This is a genomic window from Pseudomonas sp. PA-1-3F (assembly GCF_021609665.1).
GTDB lineage: Bacteria > Pseudomonadota > Gammaproteobacteria > Pseudomonadales > Pseudomonadaceae > Aquipseudomonas > Aquipseudomonas paracarnis.
Genome location: NZ_WJZD01000014.1, coordinates 132,595 through 152,286, shown reverse-complemented (window position 1 = coordinate 152,286; position 19,692 = coordinate 132,595). Strand labels below are relative to the sequence as shown.

General features: G+C 54.3%; 18 protein-coding genes, 1 tRNA gene and 3 pseudogenes. 14 read left to right on the top strand and 8 right to left on the bottom strand.

The genetic code is table 11. The features are described from left to right. Positions 1–100: 100 nt before the first annotated feature. Positions 101–1,027: a GGDEF domain-containing protein gene (locus GIV26_RS12575; protein ID WP_014719251.1), complete on the bottom strand. Its 927-nt coding sequence runs from the start codon at positions 1,025–1,027 to the stop codon at positions 101–103. 410 nt (positions 1,028–1,437) lie between these two features. Beyond that, complete coding sequence (lldD, locus tag GIV26_RS12570) at positions 1,438–2,568, bottom strand: FMN-dependent L-lactate dehydrogenase LldD (protein WP_236280876.1); 1,131 nt, start codon at positions 2,566–2,568, stop codon at positions 1,438–1,440. A gap of 100 nt (positions 2,569–2,668) precedes the next feature. Between lldD and GIV26_RS12565 the strand changes: the two genes are divergently transcribed. From GIV26_RS12565 to GIV26_RS12550, 4 genes are all read left to right on the top strand, one after another. After that, positions 2,669–3,592, top strand: a complete 924-nt coding sequence (locus tag GIV26_RS12565) for a LysR family transcriptional regulator (RefSeq protein ID WP_236280873.1) — start codon at positions 2,669–2,671, stop codon at positions 3,590–3,592. 33 nt (positions 3,593–3,625) lie between these two features. Beyond that, a tRNA-Asn gene (locus tag GIV26_RS12560) sits at positions 3,626–3,701 on the top strand. Positions 3,702–3,822: 121 nt separating this feature from the next. Next, on the top strand, positions 3,823–4,443 hold the full coding sequence (locus GIV26_RS12555; protein ID WP_236280870.1) for a ParA family protein: 621 nt from the start codon (positions 3,823–3,825) through the stop codon (positions 4,441–4,443). Positions 4,444–4,536: 93 nt separating this feature from the next. After that, complete coding sequence (locus GIV26_RS12550) at positions 4,537–4,926, top strand: hypothetical protein (protein WP_236280887.1); 390 nt, start codon at positions 4,537–4,539, stop codon at positions 4,924–4,926. A 38-nt stretch (positions 4,927–4,964) separates the two neighbouring features. Here the strand turns inward: GIV26_RS12550 and GIV26_RS12545 are convergent. After that, positions 4,965–5,206 (bottom strand): annotated as a pseudogene (locus GIV26_RS12545) (recombinase family protein); the annotation flags it as partial. A gap of 87 nt (positions 5,207–5,293) precedes the next feature. Between GIV26_RS12545 and tnpA the strand changes: the two are divergent. Both tnpA and GIV26_RS12535 read left to right on the top strand, forming a co-directional pair. Next, the gene (gene tnpA, locus GIV26_RS12540; RefSeq protein WP_236280867.1) at positions 5,294–5,611 is read left to right on the top strand and encodes an IS66-like element accessory protein TnpA; all 318 of its coding nucleotides are present in this window, start codon (positions 5,294–5,296) and stop codon (positions 5,609–5,611) included. Then, entirely contained in the window at positions 5,608–5,829 is a 222-nt protein-coding gene (locus GIV26_RS12535; RefSeq protein ID WP_236280848.1) for a hypothetical protein, read from the top strand. The genes tnpA and GIV26_RS12535 overlap by 4 nt, the downstream gene beginning before the upstream one ends. Before the next feature lie 409 nt (positions 5,830–6,238). On the opposite strand, the gene GIV26_RS12530 is transcribed toward GIV26_RS12535, so the two are convergent. Next, positions 6,239–7,516, bottom strand: coding sequence for an outer membrane protein transport protein (locus tag GIV26_RS12530; RefSeq protein ID WP_442962905.1), 1,278 nt, complete (start codon positions 7,514–7,516; stop codon positions 6,239–6,241). Positions 7,517–7,676: 160 nt separating this feature from the next. On the opposite strand from GIV26_RS12530, the gene GIV26_RS12525 reads away from it, so the two are divergent. Next, complete coding sequence (locus GIV26_RS12525) at positions 7,677–8,042, top strand: hypothetical protein (RefSeq protein ID WP_236280845.1); 366 nt, start codon at positions 7,677–7,679, stop codon at positions 8,040–8,042. A 51-nt stretch (positions 8,043–8,093) separates the two neighbouring features. On the opposite strand, the pseudogene GIV26_RS12520 reads toward GIV26_RS12525, so the two are convergent. Beyond that, positions 8,094–8,234, bottom strand: a pseudogene (locus GIV26_RS12520) (IS3 family transposase); the annotation flags it as partial. 1,138 nt (positions 8,235–9,372) lie between these two features. Between GIV26_RS12520 and GIV26_RS12515 the strand changes: the two are divergent. Further along, positions 9,373–9,612, top strand: a complete 240-nt coding sequence (locus tag GIV26_RS12515; protein WP_236280843.1) for a hypothetical protein — start codon at positions 9,373–9,375, stop codon at positions 9,610–9,612. A gap of 177 nt (positions 9,613–9,789) precedes the next feature. Next, positions 9,790–11,163, top strand: a complete 1,374-nt coding sequence (locus GIV26_RS12510) for a transposase (protein ID WP_236280841.1) — start codon at positions 9,790–9,792, stop codon at positions 11,161–11,163. 250 nt (positions 11,164–11,413) lie between these two features. Here the strand turns inward: GIV26_RS12510 and GIV26_RS12505 are convergent. The 3 genes and pseudogenes from GIV26_RS12505 to GIV26_RS12495 form a co-directional block, all read right to left on the bottom strand. After that, a pseudogene (locus GIV26_RS12505) lies at positions 11,414–12,328 on the bottom strand (alpha/beta fold hydrolase). A gap of 278 nt (positions 12,329–12,606) precedes the next feature. Continuing rightward, the gene (locus GIV26_RS12500) at positions 12,607–12,918 is read right to left on the bottom strand and encodes a putative quinol monooxygenase (protein WP_236280839.1); all 312 of its coding nucleotides are present in this window, start codon (positions 12,916–12,918) and stop codon (positions 12,607–12,609) included. Between the two features lie 124 nt (positions 12,919–13,042). Continuing rightward, the gene (locus tag GIV26_RS12495; protein ID WP_329610235.1) at positions 13,043–13,549 is read right to left on the bottom strand and encodes a TetR/AcrR family transcriptional regulator; all 507 of its coding nucleotides are present in this window, start codon (positions 13,547–13,549) and stop codon (positions 13,043–13,045) included. A gap of 237 nt (positions 13,550–13,786) precedes the next feature. On the opposite strand from GIV26_RS12495, the gene GIV26_RS12490 reads away from it, so the two are divergent. From GIV26_RS12490 to GIV26_RS12470, 5 genes are all read left to right on the top strand, one after another. Beyond that, a complete protein-coding gene (locus tag GIV26_RS12490) occupies positions 13,787–14,479 on the top strand; it encodes a Crp/Fnr family transcriptional regulator (RefSeq protein ID WP_236280835.1) in 693 nt (230 codons plus the stop codon). 127 nt (positions 14,480–14,606) lie between these two features. After that, the gene (locus GIV26_RS12485) at positions 14,607–16,172 is read left to right on the top strand and encodes a long-chain-fatty-acid--CoA ligase (protein WP_236280833.1); all 1,566 of its coding nucleotides are present in this window, start codon (positions 14,607–14,609) and stop codon (positions 16,170–16,172) included. 72 nt (positions 16,173–16,244) lie between these two features. Beyond that, the gene (locus tag GIV26_RS12480) at positions 16,245–17,033 is read left to right on the top strand and encodes a crotonase/enoyl-CoA hydratase family protein (protein WP_236280831.1); all 789 of its coding nucleotides are present in this window, start codon (positions 16,245–16,247) and stop codon (positions 17,031–17,033) included. A gap of 82 nt (positions 17,034–17,115) precedes the next feature. Beyond that, a complete protein-coding gene (locus tag GIV26_RS12475; RefSeq protein WP_236280829.1) occupies positions 17,116–17,904 on the top strand; it encodes an enoyl-CoA hydratase/isomerase family protein in 789 nt (262 codons plus the stop codon). A 10-nt stretch (positions 17,905–17,914) separates the two neighbouring features. Beyond that, positions 17,915–19,687 (top strand): acyl-CoA dehydrogenase, encoded by a 1,773-nt coding sequence (locus tag GIV26_RS12470; protein ID WP_236280827.1) that lies wholly within the window; start codon positions 17,915–17,917, stop codon positions 19,685–19,687. Positions 19,688–19,692: the final 5 nt, after the last annotated feature.

Here is a 19,692-nt window from a genome sequence, read left to right as displayed (position 1 = left end):
CTTCCTCCCGTTGGACTGCGTAGCAGCCCCATTTTTTTAAAAAAAAAAAGGGGGCCGCTTCGCGCCCCGGGGGGAGAAAGCCCCCTCGCCACAACTGGCCTTATCCCGCCATCGCCAAGCGGTTGCGACCTTCGCGCTTGGCCACGTACAACGCATTGTCGGCCCGGCGCAGCAGGCTTTCAGCCGACTCGGCCGCCAGCAGCGTAGAACAGCCGAGGCTCACGGTCAGTTCGATTCGCGTGCCCTCCACCCAGTAGTCCTGGGCTTGCGCCGCCTGGCGCAGGCGTTCTCCCACCATTCTCGCGGCATCGCGACCGGTGTTGGAGAGCAGGATCAAAAACTCTTCCCCGCCAAACCGAAACACCATGTCCACGTTGCGCAGCTGGCGTTTGATCGCCCCGGCTACGGCACGCAGCACGCTGTCGCCCGCAGCATGCCCATGGGTGTCGTTGATTTTCTTGAAGTGGTCGATGTCCAGCATTAACAAAGAGAGCGGGTGCAAATGCCGGCGTGCCATGTCGATTTCTCGCTGCAGCGTCTGGTCCATGGCCACACGGTTGCCAGTTTCGGTCAACGGGTCACGCAGGGCGCTGCGGGTGGCGGCGCGGTAGAGCAGGGCGTTGCGCATCGGATAAAGCAGGGTCACCAGCAGGAGTTCGAGTTGGCTCAGTTCTTCTTCAAGCAACCGCTGGTTGCGACGAAAGACCAGTTCCCCCAGGTGTTCGCCTTCATGGCTCAGGGTGTAGCTGACGGAGTGATGACCCCGGTGGCCAAACTCCAGGCGCAGGTCGCTGGCGGCGTGACGGTATTGCAACGCGTCCAGCGGCACCAGGCGCTGAACCTCACGAAAGAACAGGCCCAGGATGCGCTCCGGCTCCAGGCTGGTCTGCAACTGCTGGTTCAGTTGCTGGCGAAGTTCGGCGAGGGTGGCGGGGCGGCGTGGGCGCAAGGATGGCTGGCCAAATCCCAGGCGTTGCAATTTGGCACTGTCAAAGTCAATTGCGTTGGTCTGGGTGGGGGTTTTCATAAGCGCGTGGCCTCTAAGCACTGGGCTGTCTTACAGGCGGGATGAGGGTGGCGAGTGCCAAGCGTCTTACTGATCCTTCAGTTCCGTAAAACATTGGAAACAGTTTAAACCGCTTTTCATTGGGTTATAACCCCATGGCACTGCCGCACGTCTTGTCATCGCCGAACCTGCTTGAACAGTACTAGAGCGAGATTCATGCCAAGTGTCTTTAGTTGGCAAAAATCCTTATAAATCAATTAACTAATTTTAAATAAGAAAAGTCCGTTAAAGCATGGCGCCAGTTATTTGGCTGATTTGGGCCAGCGTTGCCGCCGGCCCGGTTGACGTAACTGTTTCGGTGGGGCGAGTTGCTTGTCGCAAATAAACAACGCTTCGTTATTCGTGAACAAAGTACACCGCACCCATCACCACTAGACCAAGGTGGTACGGTCGATTTGCGCGATGGAGGTGACCCCGGTCAGGGTCATGGCCACGCGCATTTCCTTGGCGAAGATGTCCAGCAGATTCTCTACCCCATGCTGGCCCTCGGCGGCCAGCGCGTAGGCGGTGGCGCGCCCCAGCAGGCACGCCTTGGCGCCCAGGGCGAGCATGCGCACCACGTCGAGCCCCGAGCGAATGCCGGAGTCCACCAGCACGGTCAAGTCATCGCCCACCGCTTCGGCAATCGGCGGCAACGCCTTGGCCGTGGACAGCACCCCGTCGAGCTGGCGGCCGCCATGGTTGGAGACCACGATGCCGTCGGCACCGAAACTCACCGCGTCCTTGGCATCCTGGGGGTCGAGGATGCCCTTGATGATCATCGGGCCTTTCCAGAATTCGCGGATCCACTCCAGGTCTTTCCAACTGATGGACGGGTCGAAGTTGTTGGCCAGCCAACCAATGTAGTCCTCCAGGTGGGTGGGTTTGCCCAGGTACTTGGAAATATTTCCCAGGTCGTGAGGGCGGCCCATCAAGCCCACATCGAAGGCCCACTGCGGCTTGGTCACCGCCTGCAACATGCGTCGCTGCGCTGCGTAGGGGCCAGACATGCCCGAGTGCGCATCGCGGTAGCGTGCGCCGGGTGTGGGCATATCCACCGTGAACACCAGGGTGGTCACGCCAGCTGCCTGCGCCCGCTCCAGAGCGTTGCGCATGAAGCCGCGATCCTTGAGCACATACAGCTGGAACCAGATCGACTGCGGGCTTTGCGAGGCCACCTCCTCAATCGAACACACCGACACTGTCGACAGGCAGAAGGGGATGTGTTTGTTGGCCGCCGCCTTGGCTGCTTGCACTTCACCGCGTCGCGCATACATGCCGGTCAGCCCGACCGGGCTAATGATGACCGGCATCGCCAGTTCGGTGCCGAACAGCTGGGTGGTAAGACTCAGGTCGTCGACATTGCGCAGGATGCGTTGGCGCAGGCTGATCTCGGCCAGGTCCGAACTGTTGGCGCGCAGCGTGTGCTCGGCGTAGGCGCCGCCGTCGATGTAATCGAACAGAAAGCGCGGCAACTTGCGCTTGGCCGCAGCGCGGTAGTCGGAAGCGGACGAGATGATCATCGACGGTGTCTCCACAGGGCAAAGTGCTACACCCTAAGCAAAGTTATGCCATGATGAAAACAACTTTTATCACTGCCATCCAGTCGTTATAGGAATACTGATGAACCTACGAACACTGCGTGCGTTTGTCGAAGTGGTGCGCCAGGGCGGGTTCTCCCAGGCGGCCGAAGTGGTTGCCCTGACTCAGTCCACCGTCAGCAAAGCGGTCAAGACCCTTGAGGACGAATTAGGCATGCCGCTGCTCAATCGCCTTGGCCACAAGAACGAACTCACCGCCGCCGGCGAAATTGCCTACCGCCGCGCCTTGGTAATGCTCGCCGAACGCACCGACCTGATGGCTGAAATCAACGACCTGCGCGGCCTCCAGCGCGGCGTGCTGCGCATCGGCCTGCCGCCGGTAGGGTGCGGAGTCTTGTTTGCGGCGATGTTCGCCACTTACCGCAGCCGTTACCCGGGCATCGACATCGAACTGACGGAGTACGGCAGTAAAAGGCTGCGCGAATGCCTGGAAGCAGGGGAGGTGGACCTCGCCGCCTTGCTGCTGCCGGTTGATGAAGGTTTTGACTACCAACCGGTGCGCAACGAGCCATTGATCGCCGTATTGCCCATAGGTCACCCACTGGCCCAGCGCGAGCGCATCGACTTCACCGACCTGGCCGACTCACCCTTCATCCTGTTCGAGGCCGGCTTTGCTCTCAACGCCAAGATCCTCAGCGCCTGCGAACGCAAAGGCGTGACACCCAAAGTCACCGCTCGCAGTGGGCAAATAGACTTTATCGTCGACCTGGTCACCGCCGGGCTGGGCGTCGCCTTCCTGCCCCGGATGCTGGCGCACAAACACCAACACCCCGGCATCGCCTTGATCCCCCTGGACGAGCCTCATACCGATTGGCACATCGCCCTGGCCTGGCGCGCCAGCGCCCACTTGCCACCGGCAGCGCGGGCCTGGTTGGATCTGGCCAGGGAACCGTCGTATTCAAGCGAGCAGGGGGGCGATTTACAGAAAGTTTCCGAGAGCGCTTGACTTCTCCTTTTTAATCAGTAACATACGGCGCATTCCGCGATAGCTCAGTTGGTAGAGCAAATGACTGTTAATCATTGGGTCCCTGGTTCGAGTCCAGGTCGTGGAGCCAGATAGAGAAAAGCCTGTAGAGATACGGGCTTTTTTTTGCTTGGGATTTGACCCAGCAATCCAAACGCTTAGCGCGCTTAGCATGACGCCATCTCTAATCCTTCGATTCAGAGGTAAGGCCAATGAAAGTCGCTGCAGTCGTTTCAACCAAAGGCGGACCGGGGAAAACCACGGTTGGCGCCAATCTAGGCGCCTTCTGCGCCGACGCGGGTCTTCGGACCTTACTCATCGATCTCGATACCCAGCCGTCACTGTCCTCGTTCTATACGCTAACGCATGAGGCGCCGGGCGGGACCTACCAACTGATCGCCAATAACGAGACGCGTACCGATCAGGTCATTTCCAAGACCTGCATCCCTAATCTCTCACTGATCCATTCGAATGATCCGTTAAATCAGCTTGGAAGTTTGTTGCTTCATGCTGCTGATGGGCGCTTTCGCCTCAAAAATCTAATACCGGCGTTCGCTCAAGATTTCGATTTGATCCTTGTAGATACCCAGGGTGCACGCTCCATTGTCCTTGAAATGGCGTTGCTAGGCGCTCAGATGGCTATTTCTCCTATCACTCCCGATATGCTGACTGCGAGGGAGTTTCAGCGCGGAATGCTCCAGCTTTATAGAGATGTGGAGCCTCTGGCAGCGCTGGGCGCTACGACACCCTTGCTCAATATCGTGATCAATAAGCTTGATGCTACTAATGACGCAAATCTGATTTACCACACGCTAGCCGAGACCTTTTCTTAGCCCGTAGAAAGTGATTCCAGTGGAATCATGCTGACCGGTCGAAGAGGGTGATTCCACTGGAATCACTGAGATAACGAGAGGTGGGGCGATTCAGTGCAACCTATCAGCAGAGCTGAGGTAGTTACCCTCGCTGATGGCAGCGAGCAATTGCTGTACTTCTTTGACTACCTCGGGATTGATCCGCCGGCTGAAGTGCCTAAGTTAGACGCTTTGACTGTGTGTGCAATTCATATGGGGACCACAACAAACCTGGTGGATAGATTCTTTCGACAGTTTGAAAGTCAAATCCATCGGCCCGACGAGGATGTCACACTGTCTCTTTCTTGGGTGGGGGTTGTGACCGATAAATTAGTCAGTCAGGGCTATCCTCGCGAGCTTTTCGGCAATGCGGCTCTCATCAGCGCTGTTGAGGCTCACGCAGCTATTACTCCGCTTGAAAAGATTGCGGAGCTAATAAATAAGCACCCAAAACCGGTCAATTGACTAACTTCGCGTCTGCATTGGCGTGATCTCTTACTGTGTAGATCTCTTATGCGGAGTACTGTGGTAGTGGAGCAGTTCGCGTGGCGTGCAATCGCGCGAATGCCAAGGCCTCCCAGTAGCTCGATGACTCGTTTGTGAAGGTTGGTCTCATCGGCCGGCCTTGGTACTTGCCTGCGGCTTTGGCCTTTTTAATTCCTTGAGCCTGGCGATCACGGCGCTGCTGGTAGTCCTTGCGCGCGATGGCGGCCATCATTTCCACCAGCATCGAATTGATTGCTCCGTAACCGTCCGGGCAACACACCTTCCTGACATCGTCGCTTGAGGCGATGGTGCCCTCCTACGTTTAAGCGGACGCGATAGCACTCAAATGCGCCAACGTAGCTCTTACCCCAAGTCCTTCAAGGCCCAGGTTGTTCAGGAATGCCTGCAACCTGGCGTATCCATCTCCAGCGTTGCCATCAGCTACGGCATCAATGCCAACGTTATCCGCAAGTGGCTACTGCTTTACCACGATCAACCACCCGCACCGTTGCCGGCGTTTGTTCCGGTCAAAGTCGCGCCGAAGAGGCCGGCCGAGGGCTCCGTCATCATTGAGCTGCCATTTTGCGAGCAGGCCATCACGGTGAAATGGCCATCTTCCGATCCCGAGGGTTGCGCCCGGTTTGTACGTGAGTTAGCGCAATGACCCGTATCGACTTGATCTGGCTGGCCACTGAACCTATGGATATACGAACCGGCACCGAAGAAGCGCTCGCCCGAGTCGTCGACTCCATCTGGCTCGCCACCGGGCCCATGGACATGCGCGCCGCACTGAAACCGCGCTGGCGCGAGTTGTCGCGGTATTCGGTGCGGCGAAGCCGCACTGTCCTTATCTGTTTGCCAACCGTCGTGCCAATCGCATGAAAGTGCTGGTGCATGATAGCTTGAGGATGAGGCCTTCGATTTTAACTACTTTGCCTAGAAGACACTGTTGAGGTTTTCCGCAGCTCAAACGCCCTGAAATTCTGTCAATTTTTTATAAGATAGTTCACGGCGATGCTGTTGTGGCTGCGGCGTTGACAATATTATTTCCGAAAAATTAGCTTTCGTAGATGCGTCGGCACAGGCAAAAATAAGCACTATGAAGGGGCAATTCTGCTTTCGCTGGTTCTTAACGAAACGGCTTCCATCGGCAGAGTGAGTGATCGTTGGGTTGGCATCTCGGTATAGGTCGCATTGTTCATCCCAACAAAAGGGTCATGGCTAGTTTAATAGAAATACAGTCTTCCTATGCCGGATGGCGTTGATATTGCGCCATCCGCCATTAAGTTACCTAAAAACGGTGAGTAAGTTGAGCGCTAAGAGCATGACCACTATTGTCATAATTTGCACTGTAGGCTGGCTGGAGACCGGAACTATTTCCTTGATTGACTGAACTTTCATTTTCCCAAATGTAGGCATAGGCAATGTCAATCGTAATATCCTTATCCGGCGAATATGCCGCCCCTAGCGTGACTGACCTTCGGATGCCTACAGGGATGCGTACGTTTCGGTCTGCATTCGTGGTAGGGGAAGGGTCGTATGCAAATCCTGAGCGCAGTAACCATTTGGGGCTAAATTGGTAGGCCGCTCCAATGGCGACAGACCAAGTGTCCTCCCAGTTCAGGGGTTCTCCTATCTTGTTAAACCCCAATCGTTGCCCAAGCGGCGGCACACCACTGTTCTGGGCTTCGATCTTCTGCAGACGGCTCCAGCGTGTCCAAGTTGCCCCCAAGTAGCCTGTCCACCGCTCATTGAAGTGATGGGTAAAAGAGGTGTCTACTGTCTCCGGTAAAGTGATATCTAATTTTGTGTCATATTTTCCATTGAGCGCGAATACCGCAGGAGAGTTCTCTACCCGAGTATGCCCTTCCAATTTGTACTTGACTTTTGAGTGATAACTTAAGCCCCACGTTGTTGAAGGTGCTAAGTCTATTAAAACGCCCAAGTTGTAGCCCAGCGCAATGTCATCGCCTTTGATCGTTATGTGAGTGTCGCCGCGTCCATTATTAAGTGCCCCGGTAGATAGATCGTTTTGAAGCTTGCCGCTGATTCTATTAATTGTCGGGCCACCCCCGATGGCAATGGAGTCATTAATTCGATAACTGAACGTAGGCTGCAGAGTAACCACTTTTACCATGCTATAATCGCCGTGATAGCGGCCTTGGAAACCATCCTCATAGTCGTTGATAAGTCCATAAGGTGCGTATATTCCAGCGCCGACGCTCCAGAGATCGTCTAACGGAGTTGATAAATAACCAAATGGAACGACAGTAAAAGGGACGGAATCCCCTTTGTTTGTGCCCGTCGCGCTACTGGAGGGAGAGTGGATATCATCGCTTGCATCGATGACTGCAAAGCCTCCAGAAATCTCGGTTTGCTTAAGCTTTGATAAACCCGCGGGGTTCCCGTAAATCGTGCTTGCATCTAACGCCGAGGAAGCTCTGCCAGCGTATGCAGTTCCTGCGCTGCTAGCGCTTTGTTCGTTAATTGCGATTCCGTTAGCCAGTACCTCAATAGAAAGTGCACTCATCGCAATCGCAAATATCGAGTTCAATAATTTTTTTTTCATTTATACCTCGGTGAAGACATTTATTGTTTTAATAATCCGCATCCATAGGCTGGATGTCACGCTGCATCGTCAGGCACGGCAATGCTAGGAGGTCTAGTGCGCCAACAGTGTCGGATAGATTACGTTTGCGAAGATTTTTTGGTTGTATGGAAGAGAAACGTTGGGTCATTCACTCGTGCCGTTTCATTTGCCTTGGGGGGTGCCGGACCGTATAAAGGATGGCAGTGATAAGACGGTGAAGGACACTCTGCTTAACGTGGAGATCTTATACGCACACTGGCAAGCTTCGCTCATCTGGCATTGTTTAATGCGGTATGGGCCGGTAGTGACGAAACTAATCAGTGTCGAGGGGAGATATGGTTTTCTGCGTAAACGTGACATGGATGGTGATATCAGGGCCCTTGCTGAGACGCCAAAAAATCGTGAACAAGTCATTTTGAACGACGCTAAGGCATCCAGCCGTGGTGTGTTCGGTGTTCCATCATTTTTTATTGGGGACGAACTTTTTTTGGTAATGACCGCTTAGATTTTGTTCGCATTAAGTGGTACTACCGCTATAGGAGGCCGTGTGTAGTGGTCAGCTGATCCCGGACACGACGTTAAGTTTTTTCTCTGCCTGAGCGGGCGTTAGCCCGCCACTAAATATATAAGGCCGTATTCAGTTGTAGCGATGCGTCAAATAATGGCTGATGTCCCGTTGAGCCTGCTGCACCGACATATTGATAAGGCAGAAACGCATGAGAATATGTTGCGAGTCAAGTCAGCCATTGGGGCTGTCTCCTCGTAAACGCCTGATTATTGGTTGATTGGCGCTTTCCAAACCGATACTAGGAGACCTTCGATTTTAACAACGTCGCCTAGAAGACACTTTTGAGAGTTTTTCGCAGTTCAAACGCCCTGAAACTTTGTCAATTGTTTCTAAGGTAGTTCACGGCGATGCTGTTGTGGCCGCGGCGTTGGCAATATCCTTTGCGAAAAGCTAGCTTTCGTAGAGGCGTCGGCACAGGCAAAAAAAGAACTATGAAGGCGCAATTTAGCTTTCGCGGGTTCTTAACGAAACAGCTTCCATCGGCAGAGTGAGTGATCGTTGGGTTGGCATTTCGGTCTAGGTCGCATTGTTCATCCCAACAAAAGGGTCATGGCTAGTTTAATAGAAACACAGTCTTTCCTATGCCGGATGGCGTTGATATTGCGCCAACCGCCATTAAGTTACTTAAAAACGGTAAGTGAGTTGAGCACTAGGCCCATGAGCGCTATTGTCATAATTTGCGCTGCATGCTGGCTGGAGAGCGGAACTATTTCCTTGATTAACTGAGCTTTCATTGTCCCAAATTTAGCCATAGCCATAGGCATAGGCAATGTCAATCGTAATTTCTGGAAGTAACGGGACTCGCTAAAAAACCAGAGGCCATCCTCGCTTACAGCGCCATGGTTGGGGCAATTAGTTTATCTCGAGCAGTCGAGGAACCGGATTTTTCCGAAGCTATTTTGATAAATGTCCGTGATTATCTGATGAAGAATTTTTCTGCGAAAAACGCTACTCGTGATGTTAGCCTGATAAAAAGCTAACATGCTGACGCTATTAAAATAAGATAATACTTAGTTCTTTTGATCAGTGTGCTTGCATTGCATTCTGTTTTTTCACCGCCTTAGACTCTAAGGCGGATGTTGATGCTTTACGCCGTTCGACACCATTTACTTAGAACCAATAATTGAATTGCACTAACACAATGTCCAAAATGTTTTACACAGCCTCGGCTGATAGCTGCCTGCCGAGCAGGGGAGCTATCGGCCAAGAGTCGCCACTCCATCTGCTGTTCGGGCACCATATAGCCGGGTAAAAACGAGCTGTGAATATGAAACATGAACTTTGGCTGGAACCCGATGGTTGCCAGACTTTCTGCCTAGCGGGTGTTCACGGTGATGACGCGCGCAATCTTCCTTCAGCAAACTCCAAGCTGATCTGGATGGTCGAAGCTGACAGTCACTTCGAAGCGATGACCAAATACTATTCCTTCATGGCATGGGGTGAATGCCAGGCCGACTTCCCCGCACAAGACCAAATAACCTACGCAGAGCTGGGATGGGGTGAGTAACGGATGCCAAGCGAAAGGATGAGCAGTCCTGCGTTTTGAGTTCTAGACCCATCGTGCGCTTTGGGCTGACAGCGGTCGTTCGTGAGTGGCAGCTATCGGCCGATTCTGTTGAAAAAGTAGCTCCCCTGTCTGGCCTGCGGCAAAATCTCGGCATTGGCCAGCAGGGAAACACGCAGCATGATGGGACAGTTATCGAGTGGGCAGGAGCGGCTGTTTTACTCGTTCAACCTTGAAGATCACATTCCAGCCAATCACCTTCTGCGCAGCATTGATCGGTGTCTCGATCTGAGCGACCTGCGCCATTACCTCACCGATTTCTATAGCCCGATTGGGCGTCTGTCGATTGATCCTGAACTGATGATCCGCATGCTGATCGTGGGCTGTTGCTACGGCATTCGCTCAGATCGGCGATTGTGCGAAGAGGCCCATTTGAACCTGGCGTATCGTTGGTTTTGCCGGTTGAGCCTTGAAGATGAAGTACCCAATCACTCGACGTTTTCCAAAAATCGACATGGCCGTTTTCGGGACAGCGATCTGTTTCGCTGGTTGTTTAATGAAGTGCTGCGTCGCTGCATGGACGCAGGTCTGGTCAAGGGCGTAGGCTTTGCCGTGGACGCCAGCATTATCAAAGCGGATGCGAGTCGGCATCGCGGCGTACCGGGAGATGAACAGGTCAACTGGAGCGATACGTTTCTGAGCACCCGCGCCGTGCGTGAGTACCTTGAGGCACTCGATGAAGAGGCTCTGGCCGAAACGCTACCGAAGCGCCTATCGCTGACTGATCCTCAAGCCCGCTGGACCGCTGCTCCAGGAGGCCCAGCGTTCTTCGCCTATTCCACGAACTATCTGATCGATACCGAGCACGGCGTAATCGTGGATGTGGAACCCACACCAGCTCATCGAACGGCGGAGGTCGAGAGCACCAAGACAATGGTTGATCGTGTCGAAGAGCAGTTCGACATCAAGCCGGAACGCCTCATTGGCGACACCGCTTACGGTACAGCGCCGATGCTGGTTTGGATGGTGGAGGAAAAAGACATCGAGCCGCATGTGCCGGTATGGGACAAAACCGAGCGCAAGAACGACAGTTTCTCGAGCAACGATTTTCGCTGGAATGAAGAGGCTGAGGAATACCGCTGCCCGGCCGGCAACGCATTGCGCAGCGAATGGCGAGCCTTCAAGAATGAACGTTCGCACGTCACCAAAGCCAACACCATCATCTTCCGATCCAGGCAGACCGACTGCGTAACGTGCCCGATGAAAGCCAAGTGCTGCCCGAACACTGCGTTCCGCAAGATTGCTCGCAGCGTCCATGAAGCCGATCGCGATGTGGCTCGGCGCATTGCAGCAACGCCTGCGTATCAGCGCTCTCGCCATGAGCGTAAGAAGGTCGAAATGTTGTTTGCCCACCTCAAGCGCATCCTGAAATTGGATCGCTTGCGACTACGTGGCATGAGTGGCGCGACCGATGAATTCACGCTGGCCGCTGCGGTGCAGAACCTGCGGCGGCTGGCCAAATTTACATCTCAAGGGCCACCAGCTACGGGATAGGTGCGCCTGCACTAAGCAAAAACCTCAAACTAACCCAATAACAGAGCAGTAAAGGTCAACGAAGGGCCGGGTAACCACTCAATGTGGTGAGGAGGTTCTCCGCTGATGGCCGTGCCTGAGTTCAGGTGATCTGAAAATCCCACTTTTTCAACAGAATCGGCCAAAAACTGACGGTCGGTGACCTGCAAGCACAGCAACGAATCCTATGCCCTTTAACGGCAATTCATCACTCTAGCAAACCCGCTGTCGCTCACGGGTTCAGATACTTGATGACAGCACCGGCAAACAATTCTGGCTGATCAAGCATGATGAAGTGAAAACTGCCGTCAATGCGCCTGAAGCTGATGTTTGGGGTTGAGGCATAGGCGTTACGAAACATTGCATCAACCTGGGACGCCTCTACGCCGTAATGCGAGTCGTAGGCATAAACGACCTCGACAGGCACCTTGATGCGTCCAAGCTCAGGCCGGAGATCGGTAACCATCAGTTCATACATGGCATCGGCCATAGTCTTTCGGTCCGAGTTTATCCCCGCTGCCACCAGGCCTGGTCTGGCCGCTTCGGTTTTGGCAAGACGGGCGATGGAGGCATGCTGCATTAGCTTCCACCTGTTCAGGCGTTGCCGCTAACATTGCATCGCGCATCGCGCATCGCGCATCGCAGCAGCATGCGGCCCCGCTGTTTCACTGGTCGCTGAGGGGTCAAACAGCAACGTATAAAAGGGCATCGCATCGACAATCATAAGGCGTCCCACTTGATCGGGATGACGAGCACCTAACATCAGCGCCACCTCACCACCCAAGGAATGACCGATGATGACAGGCGCCTCGATGCGCTGGCTGCGGATGTATTCAGAGATAGCCTCGACCGTCGACGCGACTACCCGACCGTCTGGATTGGTTACAGCAGGCGAGCCGGCAAAACCAGCTACCTGTACGAGATGGAGGCGGTGGCTCTGCCGTAATCTAGAGGCCAAATCAGCCCATACTTCGTAGGACGACGCAAACCCGGGGATCAAGATGATATCTGTTCCCGAGCCTTGTGCCAGAACCGAGATGCCATGTTGGTTGACGGTGACTGGCGGCAAAGGTGCAGGCTGGGCTGGCGATGCAGACAGCAGCGCCAGCGTGGTGCCAATCCCGGCAAGGATCATTCCTGCACGCATGGCGCTCCCCTTTTCGTGCAATGCGAAGTGGCATTTACGATCTCGAGATCGCCAATTGCACCGATGGGCAGGCCGTTTAACGGGGTCATAGCCATTCCTTTGACCGAAAAATTACTGCCACTATACGACGGCGCACAAAAGCGTCAGGAAACTACCCCACCTGCAATATTCCTTGGTCCGCTTTGGGTCGATTTCTGCCTGTCACAACAAGCAGGAACGGCCAAAAGCGGCCGTTACCGCTTTAAAAGGGACTTCCGACAGCTTCTCAAAAGCTCAAATCAAACAGATTTGAGCTGCATAACCACAGGAGCAACAGCCAAGTACTCACCCATCTTGCGTCCAATCTGGCGAAAGTGATCGGTACGGCGATGGGCATCGGCAGCAGCACTGTCCACATAGCGCTCGATAAATGCGTACGACCCTTCGCTTTCACCTTCTACACGCCATAGATCATAGGCAAGGCAACCAGGCTCCTCGCGCGAATGCAGTGCTAGATCATTTGCAAGCAGTTCAAAGTCGGCTTCTGTACCGGTCTTCACTTGGATTCTGGCAATGATACCTACCGCGGAAATGTTAGTTGTCTCGGTCATAGATGTAGCTCCTAGGCGCTAAGTTGTTGTTTTAGGTGCGACGCTTTCGGAGGGGATCTTAGCTAGGTGTCCGGTTACGAAACGTCGGACAGATGACAGTGTGTTCGGGTTTGCTCCGGTTTAGCTACGCGACAAGGTTCATGGATCTTTCAGCAACACGGTCGAAAAAGCTCATGTCTTTGTAGATTCTCGACAAAAGGATCGCCCCCTCGTAGTCAGCCACAGTCTGACGCGCTGCCGCCGATGCGTGAGGTTCATCCATATGGGCTGCAAAGATAAACGCTAAGGCGTTGCTCCAGTCATCCATAAAGTCGCGGATTTGTGGCACTAGGCTGGCGACTGAATAGGTGGCGTCGATGGCGATAACGCCCATAAGGCAACCGATGGATCCTTCCTGAAACAGCTTCTTGGATTTGCGTGACATCAGCGCAAGCCGCTCGGCGGCGGGAAGCTTTTCGTCGTATGCAATGCTGAATAGCGCCTGACCTATACGCTCATGACTCCACTTGAGGATATCGCTCATCAGTGACACCTTGTTGGAGTAGTGGTGGTAGAAAGTGGCCTTGTTCAGTTCGCACTCCGCAGCCAGGGCATCCATGGTTGTGCCATGATATCCGAAGCGCTTAAACACTTTTGAGCAGCGGCCTAGGAGCTCGTCACGCGGGATTTTGGGTGATCGCACTGTAGAACCTGAAGGTGGAAAGTGAATTATATGATGGTCGTTTGACTATATGTCGACGGATTGTTTAGAGTCAGATACCTACCAACCATTTGGTTGGATACTGTGCCCTTGGCACGCCTGTATCGCAAGCGTCTCAAGCGAGCTGATTTTGTAGATTGCTTGGCGTGCCTGAGGAGAACAATAACAATGAGTGGCTTCAACTGGGTTGAAGATCTGTCTTCCGGAGTACGAAAAGCTCTGATGGAAAAGGCTCGCATAAAGGCTTTCCAGGATGGCGCAACCATCTATGCACAAGGCGATTCTGTTACAGACGTTTTCCAGATCATTAGCGGCGAGATTCGTCAGTGCATACTCACTGAGGATGGTCAGGAGGTTCTGATGTATATCTACCGCCCTGGCGACCTGGTAGGTGATAGCTCAGTTGTCGACGGCGACCCGTACTCGGTCACCATACTGTCCAGAGGCGAGGTAAAGACTAGGGCTTGGTCCATCAAAGACTTCGCTGTACTTCGGTCAACATATCCGGAAATTGAAGCGGCTATCTCTGCCCAGAGCAGTCGGCGTTTGCGTAGCTCCCTCAAGTTGTTAGAGGAGCTTCTTACCCAACCTGTCGCTGCTCGTGTTGCCTCTCGTTTCTTTAGGCTAGCAGAGATGATCGGTGCGTCGGGGGACGGCATAGGTTTGCCATTGTCCCAAGCGGATATTGGCCTGATGGTGGGGTCTACGCGGCAGAGCGTAAATCGAGTAATTACGGAGCTGCGCAAGCTGAAGCTGATAGAAACTAACTACGGCAAGGTGTTCGTGAAAGATCCTGAAGGCCTCAAGCGATACATCAGCGAGCATCAACGGCATGGTCGTATCGACACCTCGGATCATTGAAGGTGAGTCAAAGATAAAATTTTAAAAACACTGTCTTCTGGAAGACGTTGTTCATTTTGGATGTCACATAGGATCAGTCTCGAAAGCGCCACCCAATAACAATCAGGGCGCTTCTGGAGACTATTCAATGGCTGAGTTGACTCTGGCCGATGTTGCTCGCGCAACGGCCAACACCCGCCCCGGTCAGACCGCCCTGGTATTCGGCGATAGAAAGACCACTGTCCATGAACTGGACACTCGGGCCAACAGAGTTGCCAACGGTTTGCTGTCGTTGGGAGCGACTGATCAAGAGCGCGTGGCGATCCTGGATCATAACAGCGATCATTTCTACGAGATCTGGCTAGGTGCGGCACGCACCAATCTGGTGATAACGCCCCTTAACAGCCGTCTATCAGCACCTGAAGTTCTTCAGATTCTTTCTGATTGCCATCCTCGCGTTCTCTTTGTGGGCCCTACGTTTGAAGCTTTGATCGAAGAGATCAAGCCGAAGCTATCGTTCGTTGAGCACTTCATTGTCACCGGCGATGCTTACTGCGCATGGAGAGACCAGCAGTCTGCGATTCCGGCGGGGTCGAATATGCTGGCCTCTGACGACTGCCTTCAAATATACACCAGCGGCACCACTGGAGAGCCGAAGGGCGTTCGCCTGACCAGCGAAAACCTATTCCTCGGTCCTATGTCTTCGCTTTCTACCGGTGAGCGCAGCCCCTGCGGTGATATCAGCGCTGACGACGTTGTTCTTCTGTGCCTTCCTCATGCCCACGTTGCGGGAGCGATGCTGGGTATCTATGGCCTGGCTATGGGGGCTCGGGTCATTGTTACCAGCGAGTTCGTGCCAGTGGAAATCGCGGCGACGATCGAGCGAGAACAGGTCACATTGACGCTGATGGTGCCGGTAATGGTTCGTGGCTTGCTTGCTGCGATGGAAAAAGCAGGCCTGACTTGTAAGAGCCTAAAAACCATTCTTTACGGTGCTGCGCCCATGGCCACGAGCCTCTTGCAGCACGCCATGACGATGCTTCCAAACAGCGGTTTCGGTCAGCTCTACGGCCTAACAGAAACCTCGGGGCCTATTACCTACCTTTCTCCAGAGGATCATCATTCCATAGTATCCGGCAACGCCGATTTTGCGTTGTCCTGTGGAGCAGCGACAGCGTCTGTCGAGATTCGTGTGGTTGATAGCTACGGTCAGGCACTGCCTCCAGGCGATATCGGCGAAATCACATGTCGTTCCCCTCAAGTAATGAAGGGCTACTGGAACCGCCAAGAAGACACGCTGGCCGTTATCCAAGATGGCTGGTTCCATACTGGGGACATGGGCTACTTGGACGCCCACGGCTATCTGTACATCTACGACCGTAAGCGGGACATGATCATTACAGGTGGTGAAAACGTTTACCCCGCAGAAGTAGAAAATGTGTTGTATAGCCATCCCGCGATTGCCGACGTGGCGGTTATCGGTGTGCCTGACCAACACTGGGGAGAGGCCGTCAAGGCCGTTGTTGTGTTGAAGCCTGGTGCCTCCCTTACCATTGAAGAACTAACCGCCCACGCCCGCGGCCATGTGGCCGGCTTCAAAATACCCAAGTCGATCGACTTCGTCTCAGACCTGCCGCGTAACGCTACGGGCAAAGTGCTGCGACGCCTACTTCGCGAGCCCTACTGGAGCCAACAAACGCGCGGCGTGGCCTGAGGCCAGCCGCGGCTGTGCAGGAACGCGTGCAGGCCTAGTTCGATATCGCATACACACAAGCAAGGAAAAATCATGAGCGAAGATAGGAAAGCCGGTGAAGTACGCATGGTGGTCAACGACCATATAGCGGTCATTTCCGTCGATAACGTGGCAAAGCTCAACTCGTTCTCTCCAGAGATGATTGAGCAATTGGCTGGACATCTCACTGCTATCAACAATGATCCTGACATTTGGGTGGCAGTGCTCTGCCCTGAGGGGGAGCACACCACTGCAGGGCTGGACATGCCGAAGTTCTTCGGCCCCAGTGCCACCGTCAAACCACTGCCCGAAGGCTGGGTAGATCCGTTCGGTCTCTACAACCGTTGCACCAAGCCAGTCATCTCTGTGGTGCACGGTAAGACCTACACCGTCGGCATCGAAATGATGCTCGCTGGCGACATTGTCATCGCTGCCGATACCGCAACATTTTGTCAAATGGAGTCCAAGCGCGGCATAGCCCCGCTCGGTGGTGCTCACTTTCGCTACCTTACCCGTACAGGGTGGGGAAGTGCGATGTACCACCTGTTCCTATGCGACGAGTTCAACGCGCAAAGGGCGTTGGAGATCGGTTTTGTTCAGGAAGTGCACCCGTTCGGGAAGCACAAGGAGCGCGCCATGGAGATCGCTGGGCTGATCTGCAAAAACGCCCCCATTGGTTTGCGCGCTGCGAAAGCCGCTGCACTTAAGTACCTCCAGGAAGGCGAGCAGGCCGCCATCGACTGCATTCCTGAAATTCAGAAAACCGTATTCGCCACTGAAGACTTCAAGGAGGGCCTGCGCTCGTTTGCTGAACGTCGTCCTGCTGAGTTCAAGGGTCGCTGATTTTTCACTGATAAAAAACTCCGCTGCAACAGGCGGGGGCGCCATCGGCTCGCCCGATGAAACTAGAGAAAGGAGATAGAGCATGACTGTTAAATTCGAAATGGATGGTCCACTGGCAATCGCGACCTTTAGTGACGGGCCAATGAACCTCCTGACATTTCAGTCGTTTCGCGGGCTGATGGACGCTGTGGACCAGGCTATCGAAAACAAAGCGCGTGCGTTCCTGACTCTGGCGGAAGGGGACCATTTCTGCGCCGGTGCTCATATCACCGAAAACTTTGTGGGTCAGGACGCGAATTTCGCCCGTCGAATGCTGAACCGTTCGATTCCGGAAATGCAGCGTTTCGAAAACCTTCCTTTCCCGACTGTTGTAGCGGTGCGTGGCATGTGCCTGGGTGGCGGCTGCGAGATGGCCCAAATCCACGACATCATTTTCGCCGGTGAAGGCGCCAGCTTTGGTCAGGTTGAGGCACGTATTGGTACCACAACATTGCTCGGCGGTGCTCAACGCTTGGTAGCCCGCGTAGGGCTGGCTCGTGCCAAGGAAATGGTCTTCTCCGCCGGTGTCTACGATGCCAAAACCGTGCTCGACTGGGGACTTATCAATCGCATCGTTCCTGACGTGGACGTCGAAGCGAAAGCTTGCGCTTACGCGATGAAGCTCGCCAATGGCCCAACCGTGGCCTATGCGGCTTCCAAGCACCTGATCAACACCGCAGTTGGCTTTGGGCAGTCTGCGGCTGATCAGCGTGTTATCGAGTCAGGGCCGTCTACGTTCGCCACGCAAGACATGATCAATGCGGTTAACACTTTTGCCACTGAAGGAGCGGAATCACTGATCAAAGGCACTCTCAAGTTTACGGGCGAGTGAGGTTGGTCCTATGACTACTTATAAAGCTCCCGTCGGGGAGTACCAGTTCCTGGCCGGCCATGTGCTGGCCAAGGAGTACGCCACGATAGGCGGGGAAGAGGCTTCGGCCGAAACCCTCGCCACTGTTCTCGATACACTCGGGCGATTCGTAACGGATCGGCTTGTTCCACTGAGCGAGTCAGCGGATCAAGAGGGATGCACGGTTACCTCAGACGGTGTGAAGGCGCCCAAGGGGTACCACGCTGTTTACAATAGCTTTGTCGAAGATGGTTGGGGTGCGTTACATACAGCCATTGAAGACGGGGGCCAAGGACTTCCTCTTCCGTTCGGTTTTGCGTGTGACGAGCTGCTCAGCGCCGGATCCATGTCGTTCGCGTTGTATGCGTCGATCCGTCTCGGCGTTTACTCCGTTCTTAAATCAATCGGCTCCGATTACCTGAAAGAAACCTACCTTCAGAAAATCGGTAGCGGTGAGTGGAACGGAACCATGTGCCTGACAGAGCCGCAATGTGGTACTGATCTCTCACTGATCCGCACCACCGCTACCGAAGGTGAAGGCGGAACCTATCGACTCTCAGGCACCAAGATTTTCATCACTGGTGGCGATCACGATCTGACCGACAACATCATTCACCTGGTGCTGGCTCGAATTCAGGGCGCACCTGCGGGGTTAGGTGGTTTGGGTCTATTCATCGTGCCCAAGTTCAAGGCCTCTGATGATGGCGCCTGGACAACACGTAACGGGGTGACCTGCCCACGTGTTGAGCACAAGCTGGGCATCCACGCCTCAGCCACCGCAGAGCTGTTGTTCGAGAACGCGCAAGGGTGGATCGTTGGAGCTCCGGGCACAGGCCTGATGGGCATGTTTGGCATGATGAAGCTGGCCCGAATCGGAACATCATTTCAGGCCATCGGCGTAGCTGAAATTGCCAGCCAGAAGGCAATTGCTTATGCCTTGGAACGGGTACAGGGACGCGACCTTGTCGGCGGCACCAAAGGCTCGCTGCCGATCTTCGAACACCCCAATATTCGTCGAGAAATCGTGCGTATGCGCATGCTTATTTCATCGGCGCGGATGCTGGCTTTCTCAGCTTCGTTGGTGAACGAACAGACCAACGATGGCGTCGATGCCGGCACTCGTATGCGGGCGCAGGTGATGCTGCCAGTGCTGATGTCTGCTTCAAAGGCGATTTGCAGCGAAGTCGGTGTGGATGTGGCGACCGCTGCCATGCAAACCCACGGTGGTCACGGTTACATCCGGGATACCGGTGTCGAAGTGTTGCTGCGTGACGTGCAGATTCTGCCGATCTATGAAGGCACCAACGACGTCCAGTCGCTTGACCTGATTCTGCGTCGCCTCGATGACGGTAGACATCAAGCTGTAGACGCGACGTTAGATTGGCTACGTGAACAGATATCTGATTTGCCTGTTGTCGGTTGCCACGCTCAATACGTGGAGAAGACGCTCAACTTGTTGAGCCGTACCGAGGCAGTTGTAGAGGCGCTCAAAACAGACCTTTCCCGTTCACCATTTGCAGCACTGCAATGTGCTCGTGAATTCCTGTGGCTGATTGGCCACGGCGTTATCGCCACGTTGTGGTTAAGGGTAATTGCGGCGCTGGAAGCCAGCGATCTTCCCGTCGACAAGGTCGCGAAACTTGCCCAAGGGCAATTCTATTTCGCCTATCAACTGCCCGACGCTGAGCTTCGGATCAGCCGCCTGGAAGCAGCAGCTGAGATTGAACAGGCACTTAAGGCCTACCCCGTAAGCCTCAACTTTTGATTGGA

What these genes read in the sequence shown, in the direction of transcription:
- GIV26_RS12565 (WP_236280873.1), top strand. Translation starts at nt 2,669, where the DNA reads ATGAACCTACGAACACTGCGTGCGTTTGTCGAAGTGGTGCGCCAGGGC.
- GIV26_RS12530 (WP_442962905.1), bottom strand. Translation starts at nt 7,516, where the DNA reads ATGAAAAAAAAATTATTGAACTCGATATTTGCGATTGCGATGAGTGCA.
- GIV26_RS12475 (WP_236280829.1), top strand. Translation starts at nt 17,116, where the DNA reads ATGACTGTTAAATTCGAAATGGATGGTCCACTGGCAATCGCGACCTTT.
- GIV26_RS12470 (WP_236280827.1), top strand. Translation starts at nt 17,915, where the DNA reads ATGACTACTTATAAAGCTCCCGTCGGGGAGTACCAGTTCCTGGCCGGC.
- GIV26_RS12575 (WP_014719251.1), bottom strand. Translation starts at nt 1,027, where the DNA reads ATGAAAACCCCCACCCAGACCAACGCAATTGACTTTGACAGTGCCAAA.
- GIV26_RS12500 (WP_236280839.1), bottom strand. Translation starts at nt 12,918, where the DNA reads ATGACCGAGACAACTAACATTTCCGCGGTAGGTATCATTGCCAGAATC.
- GIV26_RS12515 (WP_236280843.1), top strand. Translation starts at nt 9,373, where the DNA reads ATGAAACATGAACTTTGGCTGGAACCCGATGGTTGCCAGACTTTCTGC.
- GIV26_RS12480 (WP_236280831.1), top strand. Translation starts at nt 16,245, where the DNA reads ATGAGCGAAGATAGGAAAGCCGGTGAAGTACGCATGGTGGTCAACGAC.
- lldD (WP_236280876.1), bottom strand. Translation starts at nt 2,568, where the DNA reads ATGATCATCTCGTCCGCTTCCGACTACCGCGCTGCGGCCAAGCGCAAG.
- GIV26_RS12510 (WP_236280841.1), top strand. Translation starts at nt 9,790, where the DNA reads ATGATGGGACAGTTATCGAGTGGGCAGGAGCGGCTGTTTTACTCGTTC.
- GIV26_RS12535 (WP_236280848.1), top strand. Translation starts at nt 5,608, where the DNA reads ATGACCCGTATCGACTTGATCTGGCTGGCCACTGAACCTATGGATATA.
- tnpA (WP_236280867.1), top strand. Translation starts at nt 5,294, where the DNA reads ATGCGCCAACGTAGCTCTTACCCCAAGTCCTTCAAGGCCCAGGTTGTT.
- GIV26_RS12490 (WP_236280835.1), top strand. Translation starts at nt 13,787, where the DNA reads ATGAGTGGCTTCAACTGGGTTGAAGATCTGTCTTCCGGAGTACGAAAA.
- GIV26_RS12485 (WP_236280833.1), top strand. Translation starts at nt 14,607, where the DNA reads ATGGCTGAGTTGACTCTGGCCGATGTTGCTCGCGCAACGGCCAACACC.
- GIV26_RS12555 (WP_236280870.1), top strand. Translation starts at nt 3,823, where the DNA reads ATGAAAGTCGCTGCAGTCGTTTCAACCAAAGGCGGACCGGGGAAAACC.